Below are 21,021 nucleotides of genomic sequence, written 5' to 3' on the forward strand. Positions count from 1 at the left end.
ACACGCTGTGGACCTCGGTCAATCGCGGGCTGGACGCCGATTTCGAGAACATCGTGCTGTTCGGTACCGCCACCGATGCCGGCGGTAACGGCAAGAGCAACATCGTCTCCGGCAACGGGCTGAACAACAACCTCTATGGCGGCGGCGGTGCGGACAGCCTGTACGGTCATGACGGCAGCGACCGGCTGTTCGGCGAGGACGGCAACGACTACATGACCGGCGGCAAGGGCACCGACGCCTATTATGGCGGGCTGGGCTATGATTATGCGATCCTCGAGGAAGGCGGCGGGGTCGACTATTTCGTCGACTGGAACGTCACCCGCGACCGGGTGGTGTTCGACAGCGCGATCTTCGCCTCGATCGGGGCGGCGATGGATGCGGCGTTCCAGAACGGCACCGACGTGGTGATCTGGGACGGCAGCGACGGCATCGTGCTGCAGAACGCCAGGCTGGCCGACCTCACCACCAGCAATTTCCTGATCACCTGACCGGAGCGCAGGGCGGACCGGCGCGAGACGAGCGGCGGTTCACCGACAAGACAGCTCTCCGTGATCTGCGCCGGGAGCCGGACATATTTCCTGGGCCATTGGGAGGTTTGAGGCGGGGGCACCATGCGGATCAACCGCAACTGCGCGCCACTCGACCGGCAAATCCGCAGGAGACATGATAAATCGCGTAATTGAACGCTGCCGCTACGCTGTGGGCTGGGGATCACGATGTTTCATAAGGAAGAAGCATGGTGCGCAAGCGGCGTGCTCGCGGCCGTCCTGGCATTGACGCTCGGCGGCTGCGCGCCGATGCCGCGTACTTCCTTCACCGAACAGGAGCAGAGCCGGGCGGTCATCCCGGGTATCCCGGAGGCTCGCTATTGGGCGGATTCGAAGAGCACCGCGGTGGAGGCGGCCCGCTACACGCAAATGTCCCGCGAACCGTTCCGCTACCTGGCGCTATCCGGTGGCGGTGGCGACGGCGCCTTCGGGGCGGGTTTCCTCAAGGGGTGGTCGGAGAGTGGCACGCGCCCCGAATTCACCGTGGTCTCGGGTGTCAGCACAGGCGCCTTGATCGCGCCATTCGCCTTTCTCGGTCCCGCCTATGACGACACGCTGAAGGAAATGTACACGGGCGGCTACGGCATCACCCTGGTGGACAATCCTGATCCGCTGAATGCGTTGTTCGGCAACGGGGTCTTCGACAGCGGGCGCCTGCTGACATTGGCGCGCCGCTTCGTGACCAGCGACGTGATCGCGGCCGTCGCGCGCGAGCATCGCCGGGGACGGCGGCTTCTCGTTACGACCACCAATCTCGACGCCGAACGGTCGGTCATCTGGAACATGGGCGCCATCGCCGCCAGCGGCGCGCCGGGTTCCGAGGAACTGTTCCGCCGTGTCATGACCGCGTCGGCCAGCATTCCCGGCGTCTTCACACCGACCATGATTGATGTCGAGAGTGGATCCAGGTACTTCGCGGAGATGCACGTCGACGGCAGCGTCATCTCGAATATCTTCGTGCTGCCAAGCGAATATCTGCTCAATCCCGCCCGTATCATGTCACGGCATGGTGGCGCGATATATATCCTCAATAACGGGAAAATAACGTCAGATTTCGAGGTGGTTAAACAGAACACCCTGGAGATCGTGTCGCGGTCGGTTTCGACCATGATACGGTCGTCGTCAACCCGCACCTTCAATGACGTCTACACGTTTTCGAAGCGCAACGGCCTCGGATTTTATATCGTGTCGGTGCCGCCGAACATCGACGATTCCGGGACGATGACATTCGATACGGATGCCATGCGTGACCTTTATGTCGTGGGCCATGACCAGGGACGTTCCGGTGGTGCCTGGGCGACGAGGCCTCCGGCGGCGCCCGTCGATCCGCAGCTCGACGGCGCTCCCCGGACGCGGACGGCATCGGGGAATTGATCGATCGCTTCGCCGGTCGGGCGGCGGTTCGAGCGGTCGACGGAAAATGCCTCAGAGCCGCTGATGTTCGACCTGCCGGCAGCACTGGCCGGCGACTGCAACGCCATGCCGAGGCACTCGACATCGGCAAGCCGGAGCATTCACCGTCTTTTCACTGGGACGTGCCGGGCGGTTATGCCGCCGTCAGCCAGGCTGGATCGAACCAGCGGTCGGCCTCCCCGTCATAGGGGAGGCGGGTGATATCCCAATGCTGGATGAGAGGCGCATAGCTCTTCCACACCGCCGGGCCGCCTCCGACATAGACCACCCGGTCCGGGAACGCGGCAATGACGGATGCAGGATCATCCCCGGATCTGATCCCCACGACGGTGCGGTCGGCGTAGGCGAAAGCGGGGATCGACGATTTCGTCGCCGGACCGACCAGCAGGACATGGCCGCGGGTCAGCGCGAAGAAGCGGGCGACGTCGGCGGAAAACTCCGGTTCCTTGCGGCCTTCCCAAGGAAGCCCGCCGCGGAGGCCGAGCTGGCCACGAAGACCGATCGCGCACATTGAACGGACGTCAGCCATGGGGTTCCTCGCTTGGAGCGACACGGATTATCTCGGGGGCGGTTCCGTCTGGAGATCGCGCGGCCCCTTGGGCAAGTCCTGGGGATCGACTTGGCCGGCTTGCCGCTCCTGAAGTGTGTCGGCGTGATAGAGGTTGAAGCCGACGAAGATCGCCACGATCATCGCCGCAACGATGGCGAGAACAATGATCGCGGCCTTCTTGGCATCACGAGGTGGCGGAACATGTGCGGACATGGGTCTCGCCTTGATGAAGGGGCTCAGCGAGAAACGCTGGCCTGCTCCCGGCGTTCCCTGTTCCACCGCTCATTGTACGGTCTCATGAACCTTGTGGCGGATATGGAGGTCAGGACTGAAGGGCCACCATAGGGACGGCCGGAGAAATAGTCCGGCCGAAGCCGACCGAGTGCCGACCATCGAGCCTGAAGGGAAACTCAGGCGACCGTCGAACCCCGGAAGCGGCATGAAGGGGCCCGGCAGAGAAACGAAAAAGCCCGGCGCCTGGCCGGTCTTTTTTGGCTGTGGGGATAGTCAGGCGCATGCCTTCTCGGGCGCCTCATCCTCAACTTCCCGGCGTGCAACAGCCAACATGCGGCGCATTCGACGCGATGAGCTTCGGATACACTTCATCGCGGAGGACGGGCGTGTCCGACATTGCTCCCGATCATGCATCTCGCCCGCCGGAGCGAAGCTTCGTCAGTTCTCGGACGCGGTCTCGAATGCGGCCTCCGCGAGATCCGTCTCGCGCAGTAATTTGTGGGCGATGTCGCTCGAGATCCGATGATTGCGCACCAAGGCTATGATGGCCGCGCTCTCGGCCTTCAGCGCCAATGCGTGCAGCCGCTCTTCGGCATGCACGGCATCCTCGCCCTGTCGAACTTCCGGCTGCAGCTGGCCCAGGCGGTGTTGGTAGTATTCGGTGACGGAGGCAAGCGCCGTCAGACGGCCGTCCGCGCCCGGTCCCTGGTGTTCGCCAGCTCGACCAAGCGCGGCGATCGCCGCCTTCGCGGCTTCGATGCGGGCCATGAGTTCCTGTTGATCCTGCCGGGGTTCCTGCGGCAGGGGGACGCTCTTCAACAACCTCGGCAGGCCGACATTGGCCAGGATCAGCGAGCCGAGGATCACGCCGGCCGCGATGAGGATGGCAAGATCGCGCGCGGGAAAGGGTGATCCGTCGGGCAGAAGCAGCGGCAGGCTCAGCGCGCCCGCCAGCGTGACGGCTCCTCGGACACCCGCTACCGACATGGCCAGCACCAGCCGGCTGTTCGGCAGGCGCTGGCCATGAGCGCGTTCCGTGTCGAGCCGCAGCCAGATGAAGACCGAGATCCAGACCCAGACAAAACGCAGCACCGCCAGGGCGGCGATCACGGCCAGCACATAGACGGCCAGCCAGCCGAGTTCCGCATGGCCGCTCTCGGCAGCGCCCGCGCCGACCCGCGTCATGATGCCGGGCAACTGCTCGCCGAGCAGCAGGAAAATGGCCCCGTTCAGGGCGAATTGCAGCGTCTCCCATACGGCGTTGCGGCGGATGCGGGTCATGGCGAGCGCCTGGCCGCTCACCTCGATCCAGCTCATCATCATGCCGGCGGATACGGCCGCCAGCACGGGCGAGCAGCCGATCGCATCGGCCAGCGCATAGGCGCCGTAGGGATTGAGGAGACTGATGAGTATCTGGGAGGAGGTATTCTCTCCCAGGCGAGCCACCACCCAGAGCTTGACCGAGGCGATCACCCTGCTGAAGGCGAGGCCGAGCACCACGCCGCCGATCGTTGCCCAGGCGAGCCCTCCCAATGACGGCCAGAAGGGAAACGTGCCGGTCATCATCACCGCTACGGCGATGCGGAGGCAGACGAGGCCGGAGGCATCGTTGAACAGGGCCTCGCCTTCCAGAATGCGCAGCAGCCGACGCGGAACCGGCACGTCCGTCACCATGGCGGTGGCCGCCACGACATCGGTGGGCGACAGCACCGCCGCCAGCGCGAAGCAGACCGGGAGCGGCATGGCGGGGAGGATCAGGTGCAGCATGAGCCCCACCCCGAGCACGGTGAAGAAGACGAGCCCGAAAGCAAGCGACAGGACGATGGCGGCATTGTCCTGCAGGTCCCGCTTCGGCACGCGCCAGCCGTCGAGAAACAGCAGCGGCGGCAGGAACAGCAGGAAGAACAGTTCCGGTTGCAGGGTGACGCCGAAATCCGTGGCAAAGCCGATGACGGCGCCAGCGGCGATCTGGATAAGCGGTGGTGCGATCCGCCCGCCTGCGGCGCTGGCGATCCAGTGGGTGGCGACGACCCCGACGAGAAGCACGAGGACAATCCAGAGCAGGTTCATGCGGTCTCATCGGGACAGGCGTGGAGCTGGTTCCGTCAGGATCGTCACGCCTGTGCCGCATGGCCCGATCCTGCGTGTCGTCGCCGGGGGGAGCGGTAACGGCTCTCGGGAGCATGACGCGATGGAGCGCCCCATTCTTCTCGATCCACATCTCCGCTGCGGATTCGACCGCCGCGGCGACATGCTGCCGACCGCTGGCGGGGCGTGCATCCGATGCGACGGCCAGCCGGCCTGTGGCACCGTCGATGTCGAAGCTGGTTCACGAGCGGGTGCGCGGGCGATGCATGGGAGCTTTCGCACCGATGCCTATGCCGGCACGTTCTTGCCGCAGGCTCGTGCATCTTGCCGCCGAGGGAAGAAGGCGTTCTTTATGAGAGGCCACAGATCAGGAGCCCCGATGTCCCCCGGCCCGTTCTCCTCCGTCGCTTGCGCCCTCGTCGCCGCGTCGCTTGTTGCCGTCCCGGCGGCCTCCGCCTGCACGCGGTTCGTCTATCTCGGACCGAACGACAACGTCATCACGGCCCGCTCCATGGACTGGTCGCAGGATATCCTGACCAATCTCTGGATATTTCCGCGCGGCATGGAGCGCGATGGCGCGGGAGGCGCCAATTCGCTGCGCTGGACGTCGAAATATGGCAGCGTGATCGCCTCCGGCTATGACATCTCCACCACCGATGGGGTCAACGAGGCCGGGCTGATGGCCAACATGCTTTGGCTGACGGAGTCCCGGTATCCGCCGGCCAACCCCGCCAAGCCGGGCCTCTCCATCGCCGCCTGGGCGCAATATGTGCTCGACAATTTCGGCACGGTCGCCGAAGCGGTGGCGGCCCTGAAGGACGAACCCTTCGTGTTGGTCAGCGACACCCTGCCCGACGGCAGCCGCATGGCGACGCTGCACCTGTCGATCTCCGACCCCAGCGGCGACAGCGCCATCATCGAATATATCGACGGCAGGCAGGTCATCCATCACGGCAAGCAGTATCAGGTGATGACCAACTCGCCGACTTACGACCAGCAGCTGGCGCTCGCCGCCTATTGGCAGCAGATCGGCGGGCTGAACCAGTTGCCGGGCACCAACCGCGCCGCCGATCGCTTCGCCCGCGCTTCCTTCTATGTCAACGCCATCCCGAAATGGGAGGATCCGAACCGCGCGCTCGCCAGCGTGTTCAGCGTCATCCGCAACGTATCGGTGCCCTATGGGCTGACGACGCCGGAGCAGCCCTTCGTCTCCTCCACGCGCTGGCGTACGGTCGTGGACCACAAGCGCAAGCTGTATTTCTTTGAATCCGCGCTGACTCCGAACACGTTCTGGGTCGACCTGAAGGCCATCGACTTCGCCCCGGCCACCGGACAGGTGAAGAAGCTCGACCTGGGTCCGATCCAGGACCATGTCTTCTCCGGCGACGCGACCTCCGCATTCAAGCCGGCCAGGCCCTTCGATTTCCAGCCGCCCGGCTGATCGCCCTGGCCGGAAGGTCCCAGGGAAGGGCTTCCGGCGCGATAGGCCTTCGCGGGCTAGAAGCGCAGCGTCGCCTGCGCCGCGAAGGTGTGGCCGGTGAGGTTGTCGCGGATCTCCGCCTCATAGGCGGCGCCGAGCGAGAGGCGGTCGGACGCCACCGCATTGAGCTCGAGGCGCCCGAGGAAGGCGTTCGAGCCGATCGGCGCGCTCTCCGTCTCGAAGATGGTTCCGAGGATGTCGAGATCGCTCGTCTGGGCGAGATCGCCGAAATCATGCCGCCATCCGGCGCTGAGTACCGGCTCCAGCACCGTGCCGTTCGACAAGACGACGCGCCGCGAAAACGCCACCGCCAGCGTCGCCTGCGTTTCGTCGAAGGTTTGGCCGGGCACCGACAGGGCGAACAGGCTGCCCGTCTCCCCCATGCCGTCGCGGTGGAAGCCGCGATAACCGAGTGTCGCCGACGGCGTCACGGTGACGGCGGGGGTCTCGAAGGCGCGGAACAGCGTCGCCTCGGCGAAGCCGCCGAGCCCGTGGCCGTTCGACGCCGCCGCCTCGGAATAGGCGCCGAGCGTGGTGGTGCGGACGGTGGAGAGATCGCCATATGTCACGCCGCCGCGTAGCGCGAGGGCCATCGGCCCGATTGCGAAAGTGCCGTACAGGCCGCCGTGATAGGTGTCGACGTCGCCCGAGCCGTCCACTCCCGCCGAGACGTCGGCATATTCGTAGGAGGCCGCGATGCCGGCGACGCCGAAACCGAACCGCCAGTCGAGGCCCAGCACCACATTGCTCGCGCGGGTGTCATAGCCGGCAAGCCCCAGCGAGCCGCTGACATTGGTGGCATTGGTCTCGCCGGCCACCCAGGCTTCTCCGGTGCCGTAGGGAGTGCCGGTGGTCGCGAGCCGGTTGAGCGCCACGCCCATCTGCCGTTCGCCGAGCGTATCGGCGAACCGCCCCACCGCCCGCACCGCAGTCGTCGCCATGTCGGCCTGCAACTGGCCGGTGAGCGAGGAGAAGCCCCGATCGAGCGCCATCGCATCGGCGGCATAGAGAATATTGAACAGGTCGTTGGCGTTCGCGTCAGGCCGCACGCCCGCGGCGGGGCGCAGCGCGTCGATCGCCGCGCCGAGCGAACGTTCGTTGCGTGTCGAGGAGAGGCCGAGTGCGGCGAAATCGCCATAGCGCGCAGGGGTCGCCGCCAGCGCCAGCGTCTGCGGGGCATAGAGCACGTCCAGGCGAGTGCCGGCGGGAAGCCCGCTGTCCGGCTGCGCCAGCGCGGCGAAGCTGCCGGTGATCGACGGAGCCTGGACAAAGGCGAAGCTCTGGCCGAGGGACGGGGTGAAACTATTGGTCGCCTCGCCGACGATACCACGCAACACCGGCGCCAGCGTGCCGCCCGCCGTGAACACCGACTCCGCGCCGAGCACGACCAGCCGATCGAAGGAGCCGGCGCCGCTGCCCGTCGCGGGACCGTCGATCTCGATGCGGGTCGTGGCAGTGGAGGCGAGCGTCACGTCGCCGGAAACGGTGAGGGTGCCCGGTGAATGGCCGGGGGCCAGCGTGCCGGCGATGGTGACGTCGGCATTCACCCGGCCGGTTCCGCCGAGCGTGCCGTTGGTTGCGATCGCGAGCGACGGCGTCGTCAGCGCGCCCTCGACCGACAGCGTGCCGCCATCCACCGTGGAAGCCTTCTGGAACGTCACGTCATCCAGCACCGTCAGGGTGCCGGAGCCGACCTTGTCGAGGCTTCCCTGGCCGGTGAAGCCCACCAGCCAGGCGATGTCCGTATTTTCCGCCCCGACCGTATAGGTGCCCGATCCGTTCATGCCGACCGGACCGGCGGCGAGCGCGCGGTCGAGGCGGACGAGGCCCCAGCCATAGATCTCATCGATGCCGGGCGCGCCGAGATCCTGCGCCGTCACGAACATGATGTTGACGATCTCGGCCGGCGTGAAGCTGGGGTAGGCCTCGATCAGCACCGCGAGGGCCCCGGCGACATTCGGGGAGGCCATCGAGGTGCCGCTGTAATAATCATAACTGTCCTTGGGCACCGTGGAGTCGATGCCTCGATCACCTGGCAGCCCTCGATCAGGGAAGCGAACGGCGACCTGGTCGCCGCCCGGTGCCGAGACGCACCAGTTCATCGCCACGCCGCACATCTGGGAGTAGCTGGCGAGCTGGTTGTAGGCATCGAGCGCGACCACCACCACGATCCGCCCCCGCGCGTTGCCGTCCTCGGCCTCTGCAGCGGCGAGCGCCTCGGCTGAAGTGAAGCTCAGATCCAGGCCCGATCCGTGATCGTCATAGACCAGATAGCCCGCACTGTTGCGGACGCCCTGGTTCGCAGGCTGGATGAAGGGATAAAGTCCGATGCCGTCTGGACTTTCCGACCGTATCGGACTGTAGATCCGCCCATTGCCGGCCGCCATGACGATGATCTGACCGGCATCAAGATTGCGCCTGGCCATTTGCGCCTCGGCGAGCAGGTAGCCCTGCTGGACTGCATCTCCCAGGTCCCAGTTCACCGCACCCCGGGGAGGATTGGGGCCGAAGCTCCCATTGATGACGCGGACATCCGGGAACTGAGCGAGGTACTGGAAAGCGTAGGTTTCCGCCGCGAAGTCTTTGCCGCCGATTTCGTCGCAGCCGCCCTTGAGGATGCTGGGGCCACAATACTCGATGTCGACGATGGACAATTCACCGCCGTTGTAGGGAACAGTGCCCCCTCCGGCTATGGCCTTGACGGCCAGCAACGTCGCCCCGGACGCGACGCCCTGCATTCCGAAACCGTTCTGGCCGGCACCGATGATGCCGGCGACATGCGTGCCGTGACCATCCAGGTCCATCGGGTCGGTCGGGCCCTGCACGAAGGCGGCGTAGAAATCCTCCTCGTCCCAGTTCGCGGGCAATCTGGCGGGGTCGAACCAATAGAGGAAGCTCGTCGAGCGCGGATCGATGCGGCCGGCGAATTCGGGATGCATCGTCCCGTCCGGGCGGATGTCGATGCCGCTGTCGATGACGCCCACCGTCACGCCCCTGCCGGTCAGTCCGAGCGCAAGGGCGGCGTCGACATGCATGGCGTCGAGGCTGTAATTGCGCTGGTACTCCGACAGGCTGGACGGAGGAATGTTCGGATCGCCGCCGGGGAACGGCGTCGGATTGGCGAGAACGCCGGTCCCGCCGGCGGGGGAGGGCGAAGCTGCCGCCGTCAGGCGCGCGAGTTCCTGGCCGGTCGCCGCGGCCTGCCGGATGGCACCGGCGAGTTCAGGGCGAAGTTGCTGCGCAACCGTCTCGATCGCGGTGGAGCGGTAGGGCGTCAGGCGGGCATTCTCGACGACGCTGGCGATCAGCGAGCGATCACCATAGCCGGCTGCGGTCCCGAGCGCCGCTTGCAGGCTCGTCCATTCCGTCCGCGAGGGCTGTCGCGGCTCCGCCATGGCGGAAGGGCTCATCAAGGCGGCGGTCAGCGCCACATATGAAACAAGAACGCGGCGCCATCCGAACCGAACGCTCAACACTTTGCCCCCGCTTGTGCCGATTCACCATCATGAGCCGCATAGCATTGCGCGGCTTGGGCGCGCCAGATCTTTTCTGACGTTGGGTCAAAGGGTTACCGATAGTGCGGCAAGTTGGCGCGAGGGCCGGCCGTCCATGTCGCGTCCGGGCTCCCAAACCTGTCGGTTCGGTGCCGCTCTTGTCCATGAACAGAGGGCGCCGATCGGGGCACGGTACCGCTGGCGACGGCGAAACCGAGATGCATTGCAAACGGCGGAGAGCGACGGCCGCATCGGAGCCGGCTATCAGCTGTTCGCCACTCCGCTGAGTCTGGCGAGGTCCTCGCGTTGCCGGGTTGCTTCTTTCCGCTCGCTGTACCGGCTGGTGAAGTAATCCGCCCTGTCCCGCAGCAGCAGGGTGAACTTGACCAACTCCTCCATCACATCCACGACGCGCTCGTAATAGGGCGACGGCTTCATGCGCCCGGCCTCGTCGAATTCCTGAAAAGCCTTGGCGACCGAGGACTGGTTGGGAATGGTCACCATGCGCATCCAGCGGCCGAGCACCCTCAACGCGTTCACGGCATTGAAGGACTGCGATCCGCCGGACACCTGCATCACCGCGAGGGTGCGGCCCTGCGTCGGGCGGATGCCGCCATATTCGAGGGGAAGCCAGTCGATCTGGCTCTTGAACACCCCGGTGAGGTTGCCGTGCCGCTCCGGGCTGCACCATACCTGTCCTTCCGACCACAGCGACAGCGACCGAAGCTCCTGCACCTTGGGATGATCGGGCGAGACGCTGTCGGGCATGGGCAGGCCATGTGGATCGAATATGCGCGTCTCGGCGCCCATGCGGGTCAGCAGGCGGGCCGCTTCCTCGACCAGCAGCCGGCTGTAGGAGCGTTCCCGCAGCGACCCGTAGAGCAGCAGGATGCGCGGCGGATGCTGGCTCGGCTCCCGTCCTGCGAGCTTGCCGAGGTCGGGTATGTCGAGATGGTCGAGGTCGAGAGCGGGAAAGTCGTCGGCTTCAGGCATCTTGGCTTCAGGCATGGGGGCTCCCGGCGGTTCGGGCGATGGGATGGCGCGACAGGCCGGCGGCGATCCAGAAACCGGCCGCGAGCAGCAGCGTTCCCGCGATGAGGGCGTAGAGAACCGCCTCGTAGGAGCCGCTCGCGGCCCACAGCAACGCTGCCCCGAGCGGCGCGACGGCCCGGCTGATGGAGGCCGGCGCCGCCAGGGCGCCGTTGACCGCGCCATAGGCCTGTTTCGTCAGCATCTCGGGAACGGCAAGGCCACGCACGATGGTCATGATGCCGTTGGCCCCGCCATAGAGCACGGCCATGGCGGCGATGACGGTGAAGCTCGGCGGCAGTTCCAGTGCCATCAGCGCCACCGGAAACACCAGCACGACGCCACAGCCGATGATGCGAACCGAGGCTTTCGGCGCCAATATCCAGATGGCCAGCCGGCCGGCCACCTGCGCGGGGCCGATGACGGCCATCGCCGCGACCACGGCGGCACTGTTGAAGCCCCGTTCCATCAGCAGCGGATAGAGATGGAAGGTGAAGGCGGAGAAGGTCGCGCTGTAGGCGGTGAAGGCGATGGCGAGCGCCCAGAACACCGGCTGCCGCAACACCCATCGCACGACGGAGTTGGGCGTCCACGAGGTGCCCGAAGGCCCCGCAATATCGCCCGCATGCCGGTCCAATGCCGGCCGGATGACCGCGCCATAGAGGCCGGCGCACAGAAGGAGGTTGATCGCGCCCAGCACCATCAGCGTGTCACGCCAGCCGATGCGGTCCAGGAGCAACTGAACCAGCGGAATGAAGACCGTGGAGGCGAAGCCGCCCCACAGCGTCAAGGCCGTTATCCCCGCGCGGGCATTGGCGGCCCCGGCGCGACGCGCCACCACCGCGAAGGCCGGCTCATAGAGCGTGGCGGCCTGAAGCGCGCCGATGCCGGCGACACAGAGATAGAAGGCCAGCAGGCTCGACATTTGCGACCATGCCAGCAGGAGCAGACCCGCCAGCATGGAGCCCGCCGTCATCACCAGCCGTCCCTGGCCCCGGTCGATGGCGGCTCCTACCGGATAGGCCGCGAGCCCCGCCAGCGCCAGACCGAGCGTCGCTGCGCCGTAAAGCTCGGTCTTCGACCATCCAAGGTCATGGCGCATCGCCTCGGCGATCAGCGGGAAACTGTAATAGAGCGAGCCCCATGAGCAGATCTGCCCGATGCCCAGTCCGGTGATGAACAGGCTGGTGGGACGCGGTGCGGCAATCTCGTCAGGGGAAGTCATTGCTGGCGAGTGACCCGAGACACTTCTGGACGCCCACCCTCATACCAGCCCTTGGAGCGGTTCACGATCCAGACGACGGTGAGCATCACCGGCACCTCGATGAGCACGCCGACGACGGTGGCGAGCGCCGCCCCCGACTGGAAGCCGAACAGGCTGATGGCCGCGGCGACCGCCAGCTCGAAGAAGTTGGACGCCCCGATGAGCGCCGAAGGACCGGCGACGCAATGCTGCTCACCCGAAAGGCGATTCAGCACATAGGCCAGCCCGGCATTGAAGTAGACCTGTATGAGGATCGGCACCGCCAGCAGGGCGATCACCATCGGCTGGGCGAGGATCTGCTCGCCCTGGAAGCCGAACAGCAACACCAGGGTCGCCAGCAGCGCCGCCAGCGAGAGCGGCTGGAGCCGCGCCAGAAGCCGGGTAAGCGCCTGTTCCCCGCCCCGCAGAACCCGCCCCCGCACGATCTGGGCGATGATCACCGGCACGGCGATATAGAGCACCACCGAGAGAACCAGCGTATCCCATGGCACGGTGATGGCGGAGAGCCCCAGCAGGAGGCCGACGATGGGCGCGAAGGCGAACACCATGATGGCGTCGTTGAGCGCCACCTGGCTCAGCGTGAAATGCGGCTCGCCCTTCGTCAGGTTCGACCACACGAACACCATGGCGGTGCATGGGGCGGCGGCGAGGATGATCAGCCCGGCGATATAGCTGTCGATCTGGTCGGCCGGCAGGTAGGGACGGAACAGCCAGCCGACGAACAGCCAGCCCAGCGCCGCCATGGAGAACGGCTTCACCGCCCAGTTGATGAACAGCGTGACGCCGATGCCCCGCCAGTGCTGGCGAACTTCCGACAGGGCCGCGAAGTCGATCCTGAGCAGCATCGGGATGATCATCAGCCAGATGAGCACCGCCACCGGCAGGTTGACCTTGGCGACCTCCGCCGCGCCGATCGCGTGGAAAAGGCCCGGCAGGAGGTGCCCCAGCGCGACGCCGACCACGATGCAAAGGGCCACCCACAGGGTGAGGTAGCGTTCGAAGGTGGACATGCCGCGTCACGCTCCCGCCACGCGGTGGCCCTGCGCGTCGATGACGCGCTCGCCGTCTTCCTTGCTGAACGCGCCGAGTTGCGGCGGCAGCAGGTCGAGCACCTCCTCTGAGGGGCGGCACAGCTTCACGCCCCTGGGGCTGACCACGATGGGGCGATTGATGAGGATCGGATGCGCCATCATGGCGTCGAGCAGCTGCTCGTCGTCGAGCCGCGGATCGTCGAGCCCCAGTTCGGCATAAGGCGTGCCCTTCTCGCGCAGGATCGCCCGTACCGGCACGCCCATCCGGGTGATCAGTTGCGCCAGCAATGCGCGGCTGGGTGGGGTTTTCAGGTACTCGATCACATGCGGCTCGATGCCGGCATTGCGGATCATGGCCAGGGTATTGCGCGAGGTGCCGCAGTCGGGATTGTGGTAGATGACGACGTCCATGGTCCGCCTCATGCCACGCTGGGGCGGGGTGCGGTCGACCCCTGTAACTGGCCGATCTCGATCAGCTTGGAGCCGAGCGTCATCCGATCCAGGCTGGCGATCGGTAGCGCCGTGAAGACGGAAATCCGGTTCCTGAGATAGCGGAAGGCCGCGACGAAGGCGGTTTCCTTCTGGATGTCCATTCCGTCGACCGCGGCAGGATCTTCTATCCCCCAATGCGCGGTCATGGGCTGGCCCGGCCATACCGGGCAGGCTTCCCCCGCTGCGTTGTCGCAGACGGTGAACACGAAATCCATAACAGGCGCGCCGGGCGTGGCAAACTCTTCCCAGCTCTTCGACCGAAAGCCCTCAGCGGGATAGTCGTAGGCCCGAAGCACCTTCAGAGCGAGGGGATTGACGGTGCCTTTCGGCTGGCTGCCGGCGGAGAAGGCCCGAAAGCGGCCGGCCCCGTCCTTCGCGAGGATGCTCTCGGCCAGGACCGAACGCGCCGAATTGCCCGTACAGAGGAAGAGGACATTGTAGATGCGGTCAGTCATCGGCGGCCTCCTTTGCCACAAGGGCTTGTGGGGAGCAGCAGGGGGAGAGGTCGGAAATCAGCGGCTCGCACACGTCCGGGCGGCCACGGCAGCAATCCTTGACGAGGAAGCCGGCCATCGCCCGCACCGTATCGAGCTTCGCGCGGTAGATGATCGTCCGGCTCTGGCGTTCGGCGCCGATCAGTCCCGCCCGCGTGAGCACCGCCAGATGGGTGGACATCGTGTTGTGGGGAACCGCGAGCCGGCGGGCGACCTCTCCGGCAGGCAGCCCAAGCGGTTCATGCTCGATCAGCAGGCGAAAGACGTCCAGCCGGGTCGATTGCGCGAGCGCGGCGAATGCGAGGATGGCTTGTTCTGATTCCATATGTCGAGACTAGTCGACATTATGAGGTCCTGCAATCGCTATAGTCCCGGATCGTCGGGCGTCTCGCCATGGAGGGCGACAGCGAGGCGCGCTCGCGGCGTTGAATTCCTTGGCTGAAGGCTTCCGGTCCGGCCAGGCTCGGCGCCGCGCGTCACGCACGGGATGCCGGCTTTCATCCCGCCTGCCGGATGTCGAGAGAAGAAGAGGTCATCTGCCAACCATGCATGGCGCCGGCCTTCGGGCCGGATGGCCGGTGCGCGGAAAGCGTGCTGCGCGCATCCCGTGGTTGCCGGACCCGATCCGCGATCTGTAGGATCCGCCCTACAAGAGCGCGCGGAAAGCGCGACGGCTTTGGGCGAGGAGTGCACATGGGTATGTCGGAGCGCGACGTCGAACGCGTCCTCACGCGCTATTTTCAGGAAGGCGACAGATCGGAGGAGACGACGCTTCTTGCGGATCCACAGCTCGACGTCGACATGAACATTGTCGATCACATCCTGGAAAAGCCCGAGGCGCATGACGAGGACTATATCGTCTTCAGGCATTTCACCGATCCCGCCACGACCATTCTCGATATCGGGGCGAATTTCGGCTACTCGGCGACCGGTTTTTGGCGGGTCGGCGCCAAATCTTCCATCGCGGCATTCGAGCCGATCAAGGGCTTCGAGCCGATCCTGGCGGAGCTCGGGCGCCGCGTGAATGCGCGGGCTTCCCGCGGCTGGTGGGCGCGCCTGCGCCATCGTCCCAAATATGAGCACTATCGCACCGGCATCTCGGACCGCGACGACGAGCTGACGTTTCACACCTCGGTCATCAATGGCCGCATCCAGTCCGCGCTGACCACCGCGGACACCAATCCTCACATCCCCTCCTATGTGAAGAACACGTTCGACTATGCGCGCAACTATCTCGGCGCGGTCGAGACGTTCAAGATCCACCCGTTCACATCGCCCGTCACGACGGTCGACAACTGGATGGCTTCGGGCGTGTCGAAGCTCAATCTTCACCGGATCGTGGCGGTGAAGATCGACACAGAGGGGTTCGAGGGGCATGTGCTGGTGGGAGCGTCAAAGCTGCTCGACCGTCAGAAGCCCCTCATCATCGCCGAGTGCGGTCACGTCATCGATCTCGCCACCAAGACCGCCTTCTCGCACGGCTACGTGTTCGCCGAACGCGAAGGCGATCAGCTTCGCGTGTCGGACCGGCCCACCCAGCGGGTGAACGGCTTCTTCATACACCCGGAAAAATTCAGCGCTTATCGGCAGATGGGTCTGTTGAGGGACTGATCCCTTCGGCGGCGCGGGCGTCAGGCGGCTGCAACCGCCGCCGGCACCCGCGCATCGATCCTGTCCCGGATGCGGGCCGGTACCTGCCGAGCGGACTTGATGCGCGGCCGGTCCATCTCGGCGACGGGCGCCTCCGGTGCCTCCTGCCAGTTGTCGAAGCGACGGCGGGTGACGTTGTCGACGAAGGTCTCGGCCGGAACCCCTTCGGCGAGGATCAGCGAGTGATCGTCAAGCTCGACATGGTAATAGACGAGGGGGCTCGGCATGTCGGTGTGACGGACGATGGTGGTCCCGTTGACCAGCGCGCCCGCCTGGACCAGCAGGCCGTCTAGCTCCAGCGCATGATCGGACGAAACATAAAGGTCGCGCTTCGGCAGCCCTTCGCCCAATGCGCCGGCACGGATCCGCACCGGCATCGTCTTCAGCGGATCGGCAAAGAGGGTGGAGACGGTTTGACGCGCCAGCCAGCGCACCGGCCTGGCGGCGCCCTGGGCGGTGAGCACGAGATCGCCGGCCTTCAGCGTCTCTATGGCAACCTCGCCGTCCGGCGTCGCGATCATCGTGCCGCTCAGGAAGCAAAGAACATAAGGGGCCTGATTGATCGGAATCTGCTCGCCCGGAAGATATACGTTATTGCTGAGAAGCCACCGCTCGGCCCCGCCTATCGAAAAGAACATGTCGTTTCCGAAGCGGCCGATGTAGGGAAGCGACTCGTCGATCCCTATCGAGGGAACGGTAACTTCCGCTATGTCGCCGGGAGCTAGATCCGCATCGGCCGCTGTCACGGTGGCATTTTGCAGGACCTCCGAATCCAGGATGACGCCAGAACTGTCGGTCGCATACAGATAGGCAAATGCGGCTTCTGCCACGGTCCTTCCCCCTCATATTCGTTTGCCTAGTGTGAACGACATTGAATGCAGAAACCAGATCATGTGAATGCTACGAAGTTGCAGCGGTTTTTCTGCATTTTTTTCGCTCCATCCATCCGCCGATACCGTTGGTTCCGCGCAAGATGGCGGGATGGCGACGCCGAGCGCGGCGGCCGGGGAGGCGGGCACGGTTGGCGACGCCCGGGCTGGGAGGTTCCATGGCGGCCGCTCCCGGTCGTGGGGGACTGACGGAGCCGCACCGGAATCCTGTGCGTCGGCAAAGCGGTGCTGGACGACGGCCCGCGCTTCCCCGATCATTCGCGCCTCGGGGCTGGAGCACATCTCAGTTGGAACAGGTTGGACCGGTCGGGTGCAGGGTCGCTCGCGCGATCGCTGCCGCCCTTTTTCTCGCGTCGCTGGTCGGCGATGACGCCTTCGGCCAGACGGCTTTCGCGCCGGCCGAGTTCCGGGAGCCGGTCACGCTGTCGAGCGTGGATGGCGTGCTCGAGGTCGTGCTCACCGCACAGCAGGGGAGGATCGCTCTCGACACGGCGTCGGCACCGGTCGGGAATGCGCTGCTGTTCGGCTACCGGCTGGTCCGCGGCAAGGCTTCCAACGGTGAGGCCGCTGCCCGCGATCTATATCCCGCGCCCACCCTGCAGGTGTCTCCCGGCGAGCGGCTGGTGGTGCGGCTGGAGAACGGATTGTCGGGGCTGGCCATCCGCGATTTCTACGATCCGAAATATACCGAGGCCGGCGGGCAGGTGCCGATTTATCCGGCGCCGTTGGTCGAATCCCCGCTCAATCTCCACACGCACGGCCTGCATGTCAGTCCCAAGGCCAATTCCGACAATGTGCTGATCCATATGCCGGTCGGCACCGGCAATAGCTATGTCTACGACATCCCTGCCAACATGCCGCAAGGGATGTACTGGTATCATCCGCATCTGCACTCGCTGACGGCGGCGCATGTCTATCTCGGGCTTGCCGGCATGCTGTCGATCGGGCGCAGCGACGGCAACCTGCCCGTCGTCACGCAGAAAGCCATCCCGATCCGCAACATGGCGCTGCAATACAATTTCGTCTTCGACCGGCAGGGGCGGAATCCGCAGTTCAACAACGCCAACTGGCCGCAATTCGTCAGCACGCTGACGCCGCCGGCCGAGGGCGCGCTCGCGGCCGGCACCTATCGGCCGCTTCTCGCGCCGGTGAACTTCACGCAGTCCGCGCCGGGCGCGCGCTTCGCCACCGTGTGGCATGCCGGCCCGCTGTCGATCGCCAATGCGCGCGGCCGTTTCCAGTTCATCCCGAACAATCTTCAGATCTTCACCGCCGGCGCCGGGCCGGAAGGCAGCGTGCCCGCAAACCCCGACCTCCCCGAACATCGGCGCGACGTTCAGTTCACCGTCAACGGCCAGTTCCAGCCGACGCTTCGCATGAAGCCCGGCCAGACCGAGATCTGGGTTCTGGCCAATATCAGCGACATGGCCTACATCACCGTGCAGTTGACGGAGACGGGGACCGGCCGCCACCCGAAGATCGCCATCGTCGGGCAGGACGGCAATCCGAGCCCGCTCGTCCGCCATCCGGTCGAGGAAAACGGCACCCGGCTGATCATCCCGCCGGCCTCGCGCTTCGCGATCGCGGTGACCATGCCGGCGGAAGGCGAGCTGGTCCTCGACATGCCGGCGCGGGGCGGCGGCGCGCGCATGGAAAATTCCCCGGGCATCCTCTACACCAGCAACGGCACCGAAAACCCGCCGGCGGTGCTCGGCACCCTCAGCGTGCCGCCGGCGGCCGTCAGCTATAATGACGGTTTCTTCCTGTTCCCGACCCAGCGCCTCGCCCGCGTCGTCGCCGAGCCGGGCAGGGGCGAGACCACGCCCTTTGCCGAGGGCGATCCGCTCGGGGCGTTTACCTCCTTCGAGGATCTGTCGCAGGTCACGCCGGATCTCACCCGGCACATTCTCATCAATGGCGGCTTCCTCAACAATCTCGCCAGCACGGACGATCCGAAGGCCTTCATCTACGCCTTCGACAGCGGCGCCTTCCCGAATGTGCCGATCCTCCAGCCGCGTCTGAACTCGGTGGAGGAATGGGTGTTCAGCAACGAGAACAACGACGAGCATCCCATCCATGTCCATGTGAACGATTTCCAGATCGTCGGCCTGTCCGATCCCACCATCGGCCTGAAGCTGGGGCCGGTGCAGCAGGGGATCGACAATGCCAATGTGCCGGCGCCCAATCTCGGGCCGGCCGAGGCGGTGATCGAGCCGGGCCGGCTGGCGATCCGCACCCGGTTCGAGGATTATACCGGCCTGTTCGTCATGCATTGCCACCGTCTCAACCATGAGGATAACGGCCTCATGGCGCTGGTGAACGTCATCCCGGCGGTCTCGTCCTATGCGGTGGCGGTGGCCGGCACCGCGGGCGAACCGGCCACGGTGCGGATCCATGATGGCGCCACCCGCCTCGCCACGGTCACGCCGTTTCCGGGATTTTCCGGCCCGGTGAGCGTCGCCATGGGCGATGTCGACGATGACGGCGAGCTGGATCTCGTCGCCGGCGCCGGGGCAGGGCATGCGCCCGAGGTCGTCGTGCTCTCGGGCGCGTCGCAGGCCGGGGCCGCCGCCTTCTCGAAGGAACTCGCCCGCTTCTTCGCCTTCGATGCCGCCGCGACCGGCGGCGTCAGCGTGGCGGCGGCGCAGATCGATGGCGAAAGCACCGGCGACAACATCGTCGTCGGCTCCGGGCCGGGCCTGCCGAGCGAGGTGAAGGTGTTTTCCTCGCGCCTGCCGCCCGCCGGCTCCGCTCCCGAATTGTTCGCCGCCTTCAGCCCCTATCCCGGCGACACCTCCGGGCTTGCGGTCAGCACGGGCTTCGTCGACTTCACCACCGGGCGGCAGAGCATCGTGACCGCGCCAGGCCCCGGCACGCCCTCGACCGTCAAGGTGTTCGTCTTCCCGCTGCTGGCTCCCCTGGAGGGAGCGGGGCACGGCCATGGGCACGCGAAGGCCGAGCCCCGGCAACCGGTCCTGACCACCGCATTCCCGCCCTTCGGCGAGGATTATCGCGGCGGCGTGTCGCTCGCCACCGGCTGGCTGGCCGGTGCTCTCGGCGGTGCCGAGCGCATCGTGGTCGGTCAGCTCGAAGGAGGGCGGGTGAAGGTGTTCTCCAGCGGCTCGGCCCTCGACGGCGGGCCGTCCATGTATCTGCACAGCGCCTCCGCGCATCAGCAGGCCCGCTTTGCCGAGATGGCGTCGTTCTCGCCCTTCGGCGAAGCGGCCCGCGGTGTCAGCGTCGCCACGACCAGCACCACCGAGGGAGCGGACCTTCTCGTGAGCCAGCTGCCGTCCGGCGGCGATGGCGGCGTGCGCCGCTTCGGCTTCGGCCGTGCCGATGCGACGGCGACCGTCGCTGCCGCGACGCTCCTCGGCGAGCAGCGGATCGACGGGCGAGGGGCGATCAGTCTGGGGGGCGACTGAACCGGGAATTCCCTTCGCGGGCGGAGCGTTCGACCGATGCCACGGCGAGGGTGGCTCCGGCGATGACGAGGGCCGAGCCGAGAAGCAGGTCCGCGCTCGGCACCCTTCCGAAGAACCACCAGTCGAAGAGCACCGAGAAAGCCACGGATGTGTACATGAACGGCCCGATGATCCCGGCGTTCGGGAGCAGGCGATAGGCCCGGTCGGTCAGCAACTGGTCGATGACCGCGACGACGGCCATCGCGATGAACGCGGCCAGCGCCGCGAGCGTCAGCCGGTCGCCGATGACGGGGCCGGACATGGCGAGGGGGAGGGGCGTCGCGTGATGGAGCGGCGGCTCCCCGCCGGCGAAGAGCGCATAGACCGCGAATGGCAGCGAGAGGAAGGTCGCCATCCCGAAGGTCTGGATGAAGGTGGCCCGGGCGCTCTGGTCGTAGTTGCGGGCGATATCGTAGAGCAGCATCTTGGACAGGGCGGCGGCGACGCCGGACAGCAGGGCGGCGACCGTCGCGAAATCGAAGGCGATGACGGCGCCCCGCCAGGGATGGATCACCACTAGGATCCCCGCAAAGCCGATCAGGAGCCCGATGGCGGTCATCAGCCGCATGCGCTCGCCGAACCAGATCCAGGCGATGAGCGGGATCAGCAGCGGCGAGATGTGGTGGAGCAGCACGACCTTGGCGAGATGGCCTTCGAAGAGCGCCAGCACATGCAGGATCTGACCGCCGGCGACGCAGCAGGCACGCATGAAGGCGGGTTTCCAGGACGGGGAGAAGACGCTGGTCCAGACGGATCGGCTGGCGAACGCCGCCACGATCAGCACCGGCAGGATATTGTGGCCGCTCGCGACGACGGCGGCCGGCAGGAATTTCGCATAGGCCGTGAAGATGGAGAGCAGCGCCGCGCATGCCGATGCGATCAGCATGAAGGCGATGCTCT

Annotated in this window: 17 protein-coding genes; 5 read left to right on the top strand and 12 right to left on the bottom strand. The window is 66.1% G+C overall.

The genetic code is table 11. The features are described from left to right. Both KHC19_RS16570 and KHC19_RS16575 read left to right on the top strand, forming a co-directional pair. Nucleotides 1-488 (top strand): calcium-binding protein (locus KHC19_RS16570; RefSeq protein WP_425514523.1); only part of this gene is annotated, 488 nt, incomplete at its 5' end. A 228-nt stretch (nt 489-716) separates the two neighbouring features. Next, nucleotides 717-1,922 carry a patatin-like phospholipase family protein gene (locus KHC19_RS16575; protein ID WP_213353496.1) on the top strand — a complete coding sequence of 402 codons (1,206 nt, stop codon included), beginning with the start codon at nt 717-719 and terminating at the stop codon, nt 1,920-1,922. Between the two features lie 172 nt (nt 1,923-2,094). On the opposite strand, the gene KHC19_RS16580 is transcribed toward KHC19_RS16575, so the two are convergent. The 3 genes from KHC19_RS16580 to KHC19_RS16590 all read right to left on the bottom strand — a co-directional run bounded on the left by KHC19_RS16580 (nt 2,095) and on the right by KHC19_RS16590 (nt 4,815). Beyond that, entirely contained in the window at nt 2,095-2,490 is a 396-nt protein-coding gene (locus tag KHC19_RS16580; protein ID WP_213353497.1) for a dihydrofolate reductase family protein, read from the bottom strand. Nucleotides 2,491-2,517: 27 nt separating this feature from the next. After that, nucleotides 2,518-2,724, bottom strand: coding sequence for a hypothetical protein (locus tag KHC19_RS16585; protein ID WP_213353498.1), 207 nt, complete (start codon nt 2,722-2,724; stop codon nt 2,518-2,520). 459 nt (nt 2,725-3,183) lie between these two features. Further along, the gene (locus tag KHC19_RS16590) at nt 3,184-4,815 is read right to left on the bottom strand and encodes a Na+/H+ antiporter (protein WP_213353499.1); all 1,632 of its coding nucleotides are present in this window, start codon (nt 4,813-4,815) and stop codon (nt 3,184-3,186) included. Between the two features lie 397 nt (nt 4,816-5,212). Here KHC19_RS16590 and KHC19_RS16595 point away from each other — a divergent pair, with 397 nt between their 5' ends. Beyond that, nucleotides 5,213-6,274: a linear amide C-N hydrolase gene (locus KHC19_RS16595; RefSeq protein ID WP_213354181.1), complete on the top strand. Its 1,062-nt coding sequence runs from the start codon at nt 5,213-5,215 to the stop codon at nt 6,272-6,274. A 56-nt stretch (nt 6,275-6,330) separates the two neighbouring features. Here the strand turns inward: KHC19_RS16595 and KHC19_RS26235 are convergent, their stop codons facing one another. The 7 genes from KHC19_RS26235 to KHC19_RS16630 form a co-directional block, all read right to left on the bottom strand. Beyond that, nucleotides 6,331-9,708 carry a S8 family serine peptidase gene (locus KHC19_RS26235; RefSeq protein WP_213353500.1) on the bottom strand — a complete coding sequence of 1,126 codons (3,378 nt, stop codon included), beginning with the start codon at nt 9,706-9,708 and terminating at the stop codon, nt 6,331-6,333. A 363-nt stretch (nt 9,709-10,071) separates the two neighbouring features. Continuing rightward, a complete protein-coding gene (gene arsH / locus KHC19_RS16605; protein WP_378296816.1) occupies nt 10,072-10,815 on the bottom strand; it encodes an arsenical resistance protein ArsH in 744 nt (247 codons plus the stop codon). Next, nucleotides 10,808-12,061 (bottom strand): MFS transporter, encoded by a 1,254-nt coding sequence (locus KHC19_RS16610; protein WP_213353501.1) that lies wholly within the window; start codon nt 12,059-12,061, stop codon nt 10,808-10,810. The genes arsH and KHC19_RS16610 overlap by 8 nt, the downstream gene beginning before the upstream one ends. Beyond that, nucleotides 12,058-13,110, bottom strand: a complete 1,053-nt coding sequence (gene arsB, locus KHC19_RS16615) for an ACR3 family arsenite efflux transporter (protein ID WP_213353502.1) — start codon at nt 13,108-13,110, stop codon at nt 12,058-12,060. Before arsB ends, KHC19_RS16610 begins: the two co-directional genes overlap by 4 nt. A 6-nt stretch (nt 13,111-13,116) precedes the next feature. Beyond that, nucleotides 13,117-13,542 (bottom strand): arsenate reductase (glutaredoxin), encoded by a 426-nt coding sequence (arsC, locus tag KHC19_RS16620; RefSeq protein ID WP_213353503.1) that lies wholly within the window; start codon nt 13,540-13,542, stop codon nt 13,117-13,119. 8 nt (nt 13,543-13,550) lie between these two features. Further along, complete coding sequence (locus KHC19_RS16625) at nt 13,551-14,078, bottom strand: arsenate reductase ArsC (protein WP_213353504.1); 528 nt, start codon at nt 14,076-14,078, stop codon at nt 13,551-13,553. After that, on the bottom strand, nt 14,071-14,442 hold the full coding sequence (locus KHC19_RS16630) for an ArsR/SmtB family transcription factor (protein ID WP_213353505.1): 372 nt from the start codon (nt 14,440-14,442) through the stop codon (nt 14,071-14,073). The genes KHC19_RS16625 and KHC19_RS16630 overlap by 8 nt, the downstream gene beginning before the upstream one ends. Nucleotides 14,443-14,816: 374 nt before the next feature. On the opposite strand from KHC19_RS16630, the gene KHC19_RS16635 reads away from it, so the two are divergent. Further along, on the top strand, nt 14,817-15,728 hold the full coding sequence (locus KHC19_RS16635; RefSeq protein WP_213353506.1) for an FkbM family methyltransferase: 912 nt from the start codon (nt 14,817-14,819) through the stop codon (nt 15,726-15,728). Nucleotides 15,729-15,748: 20 nt separating this feature from the next. On the opposite strand, the gene KHC19_RS16640 is transcribed toward KHC19_RS16635, so the two are convergent. Continuing rightward, a complete protein-coding gene (locus tag KHC19_RS16640; RefSeq protein WP_343207741.1) occupies nt 15,749-16,597 on the bottom strand; it encodes a Hint domain-containing protein in 849 nt (282 codons plus the stop codon). Nucleotides 16,598-16,944: 347 nt separating this feature from the next. Here KHC19_RS16640 and KHC19_RS16645 point away from each other — a divergent pair, with 347 nt between their 5' ends. Further along, the gene (locus tag KHC19_RS16645; protein ID WP_213353507.1) at nt 16,945-20,082 is read left to right on the top strand and encodes a multicopper oxidase domain-containing protein; all 3,138 of its coding nucleotides are present in this window, start codon (nt 16,945-16,947) and stop codon (nt 20,080-20,082) included. On the opposite strand, the gene KHC19_RS16650 is transcribed toward KHC19_RS16645, so the two are convergent. After that, the gene (locus KHC19_RS16650) at nt 20,063-21,007 is read right to left on the bottom strand and encodes a DMT family transporter (protein WP_213353508.1); all 945 of its coding nucleotides are present in this window, start codon (nt 21,005-21,007) and stop codon (nt 20,063-20,065) included. The two genes, KHC19_RS16645 and KHC19_RS16650, sit on opposite strands and share 20 nt — an antisense overlap. Nucleotides 21,008-21,021 lie beyond the last annotated feature (14 nt).

This window comes from Ancylobacter oerskovii, from assembly GCF_018390555.1.
GTDB lineage: Bacteria > Pseudomonadota > Alphaproteobacteria > Rhizobiales > Xanthobacteraceae > Ancylobacter > Ancylobacter oerskovii.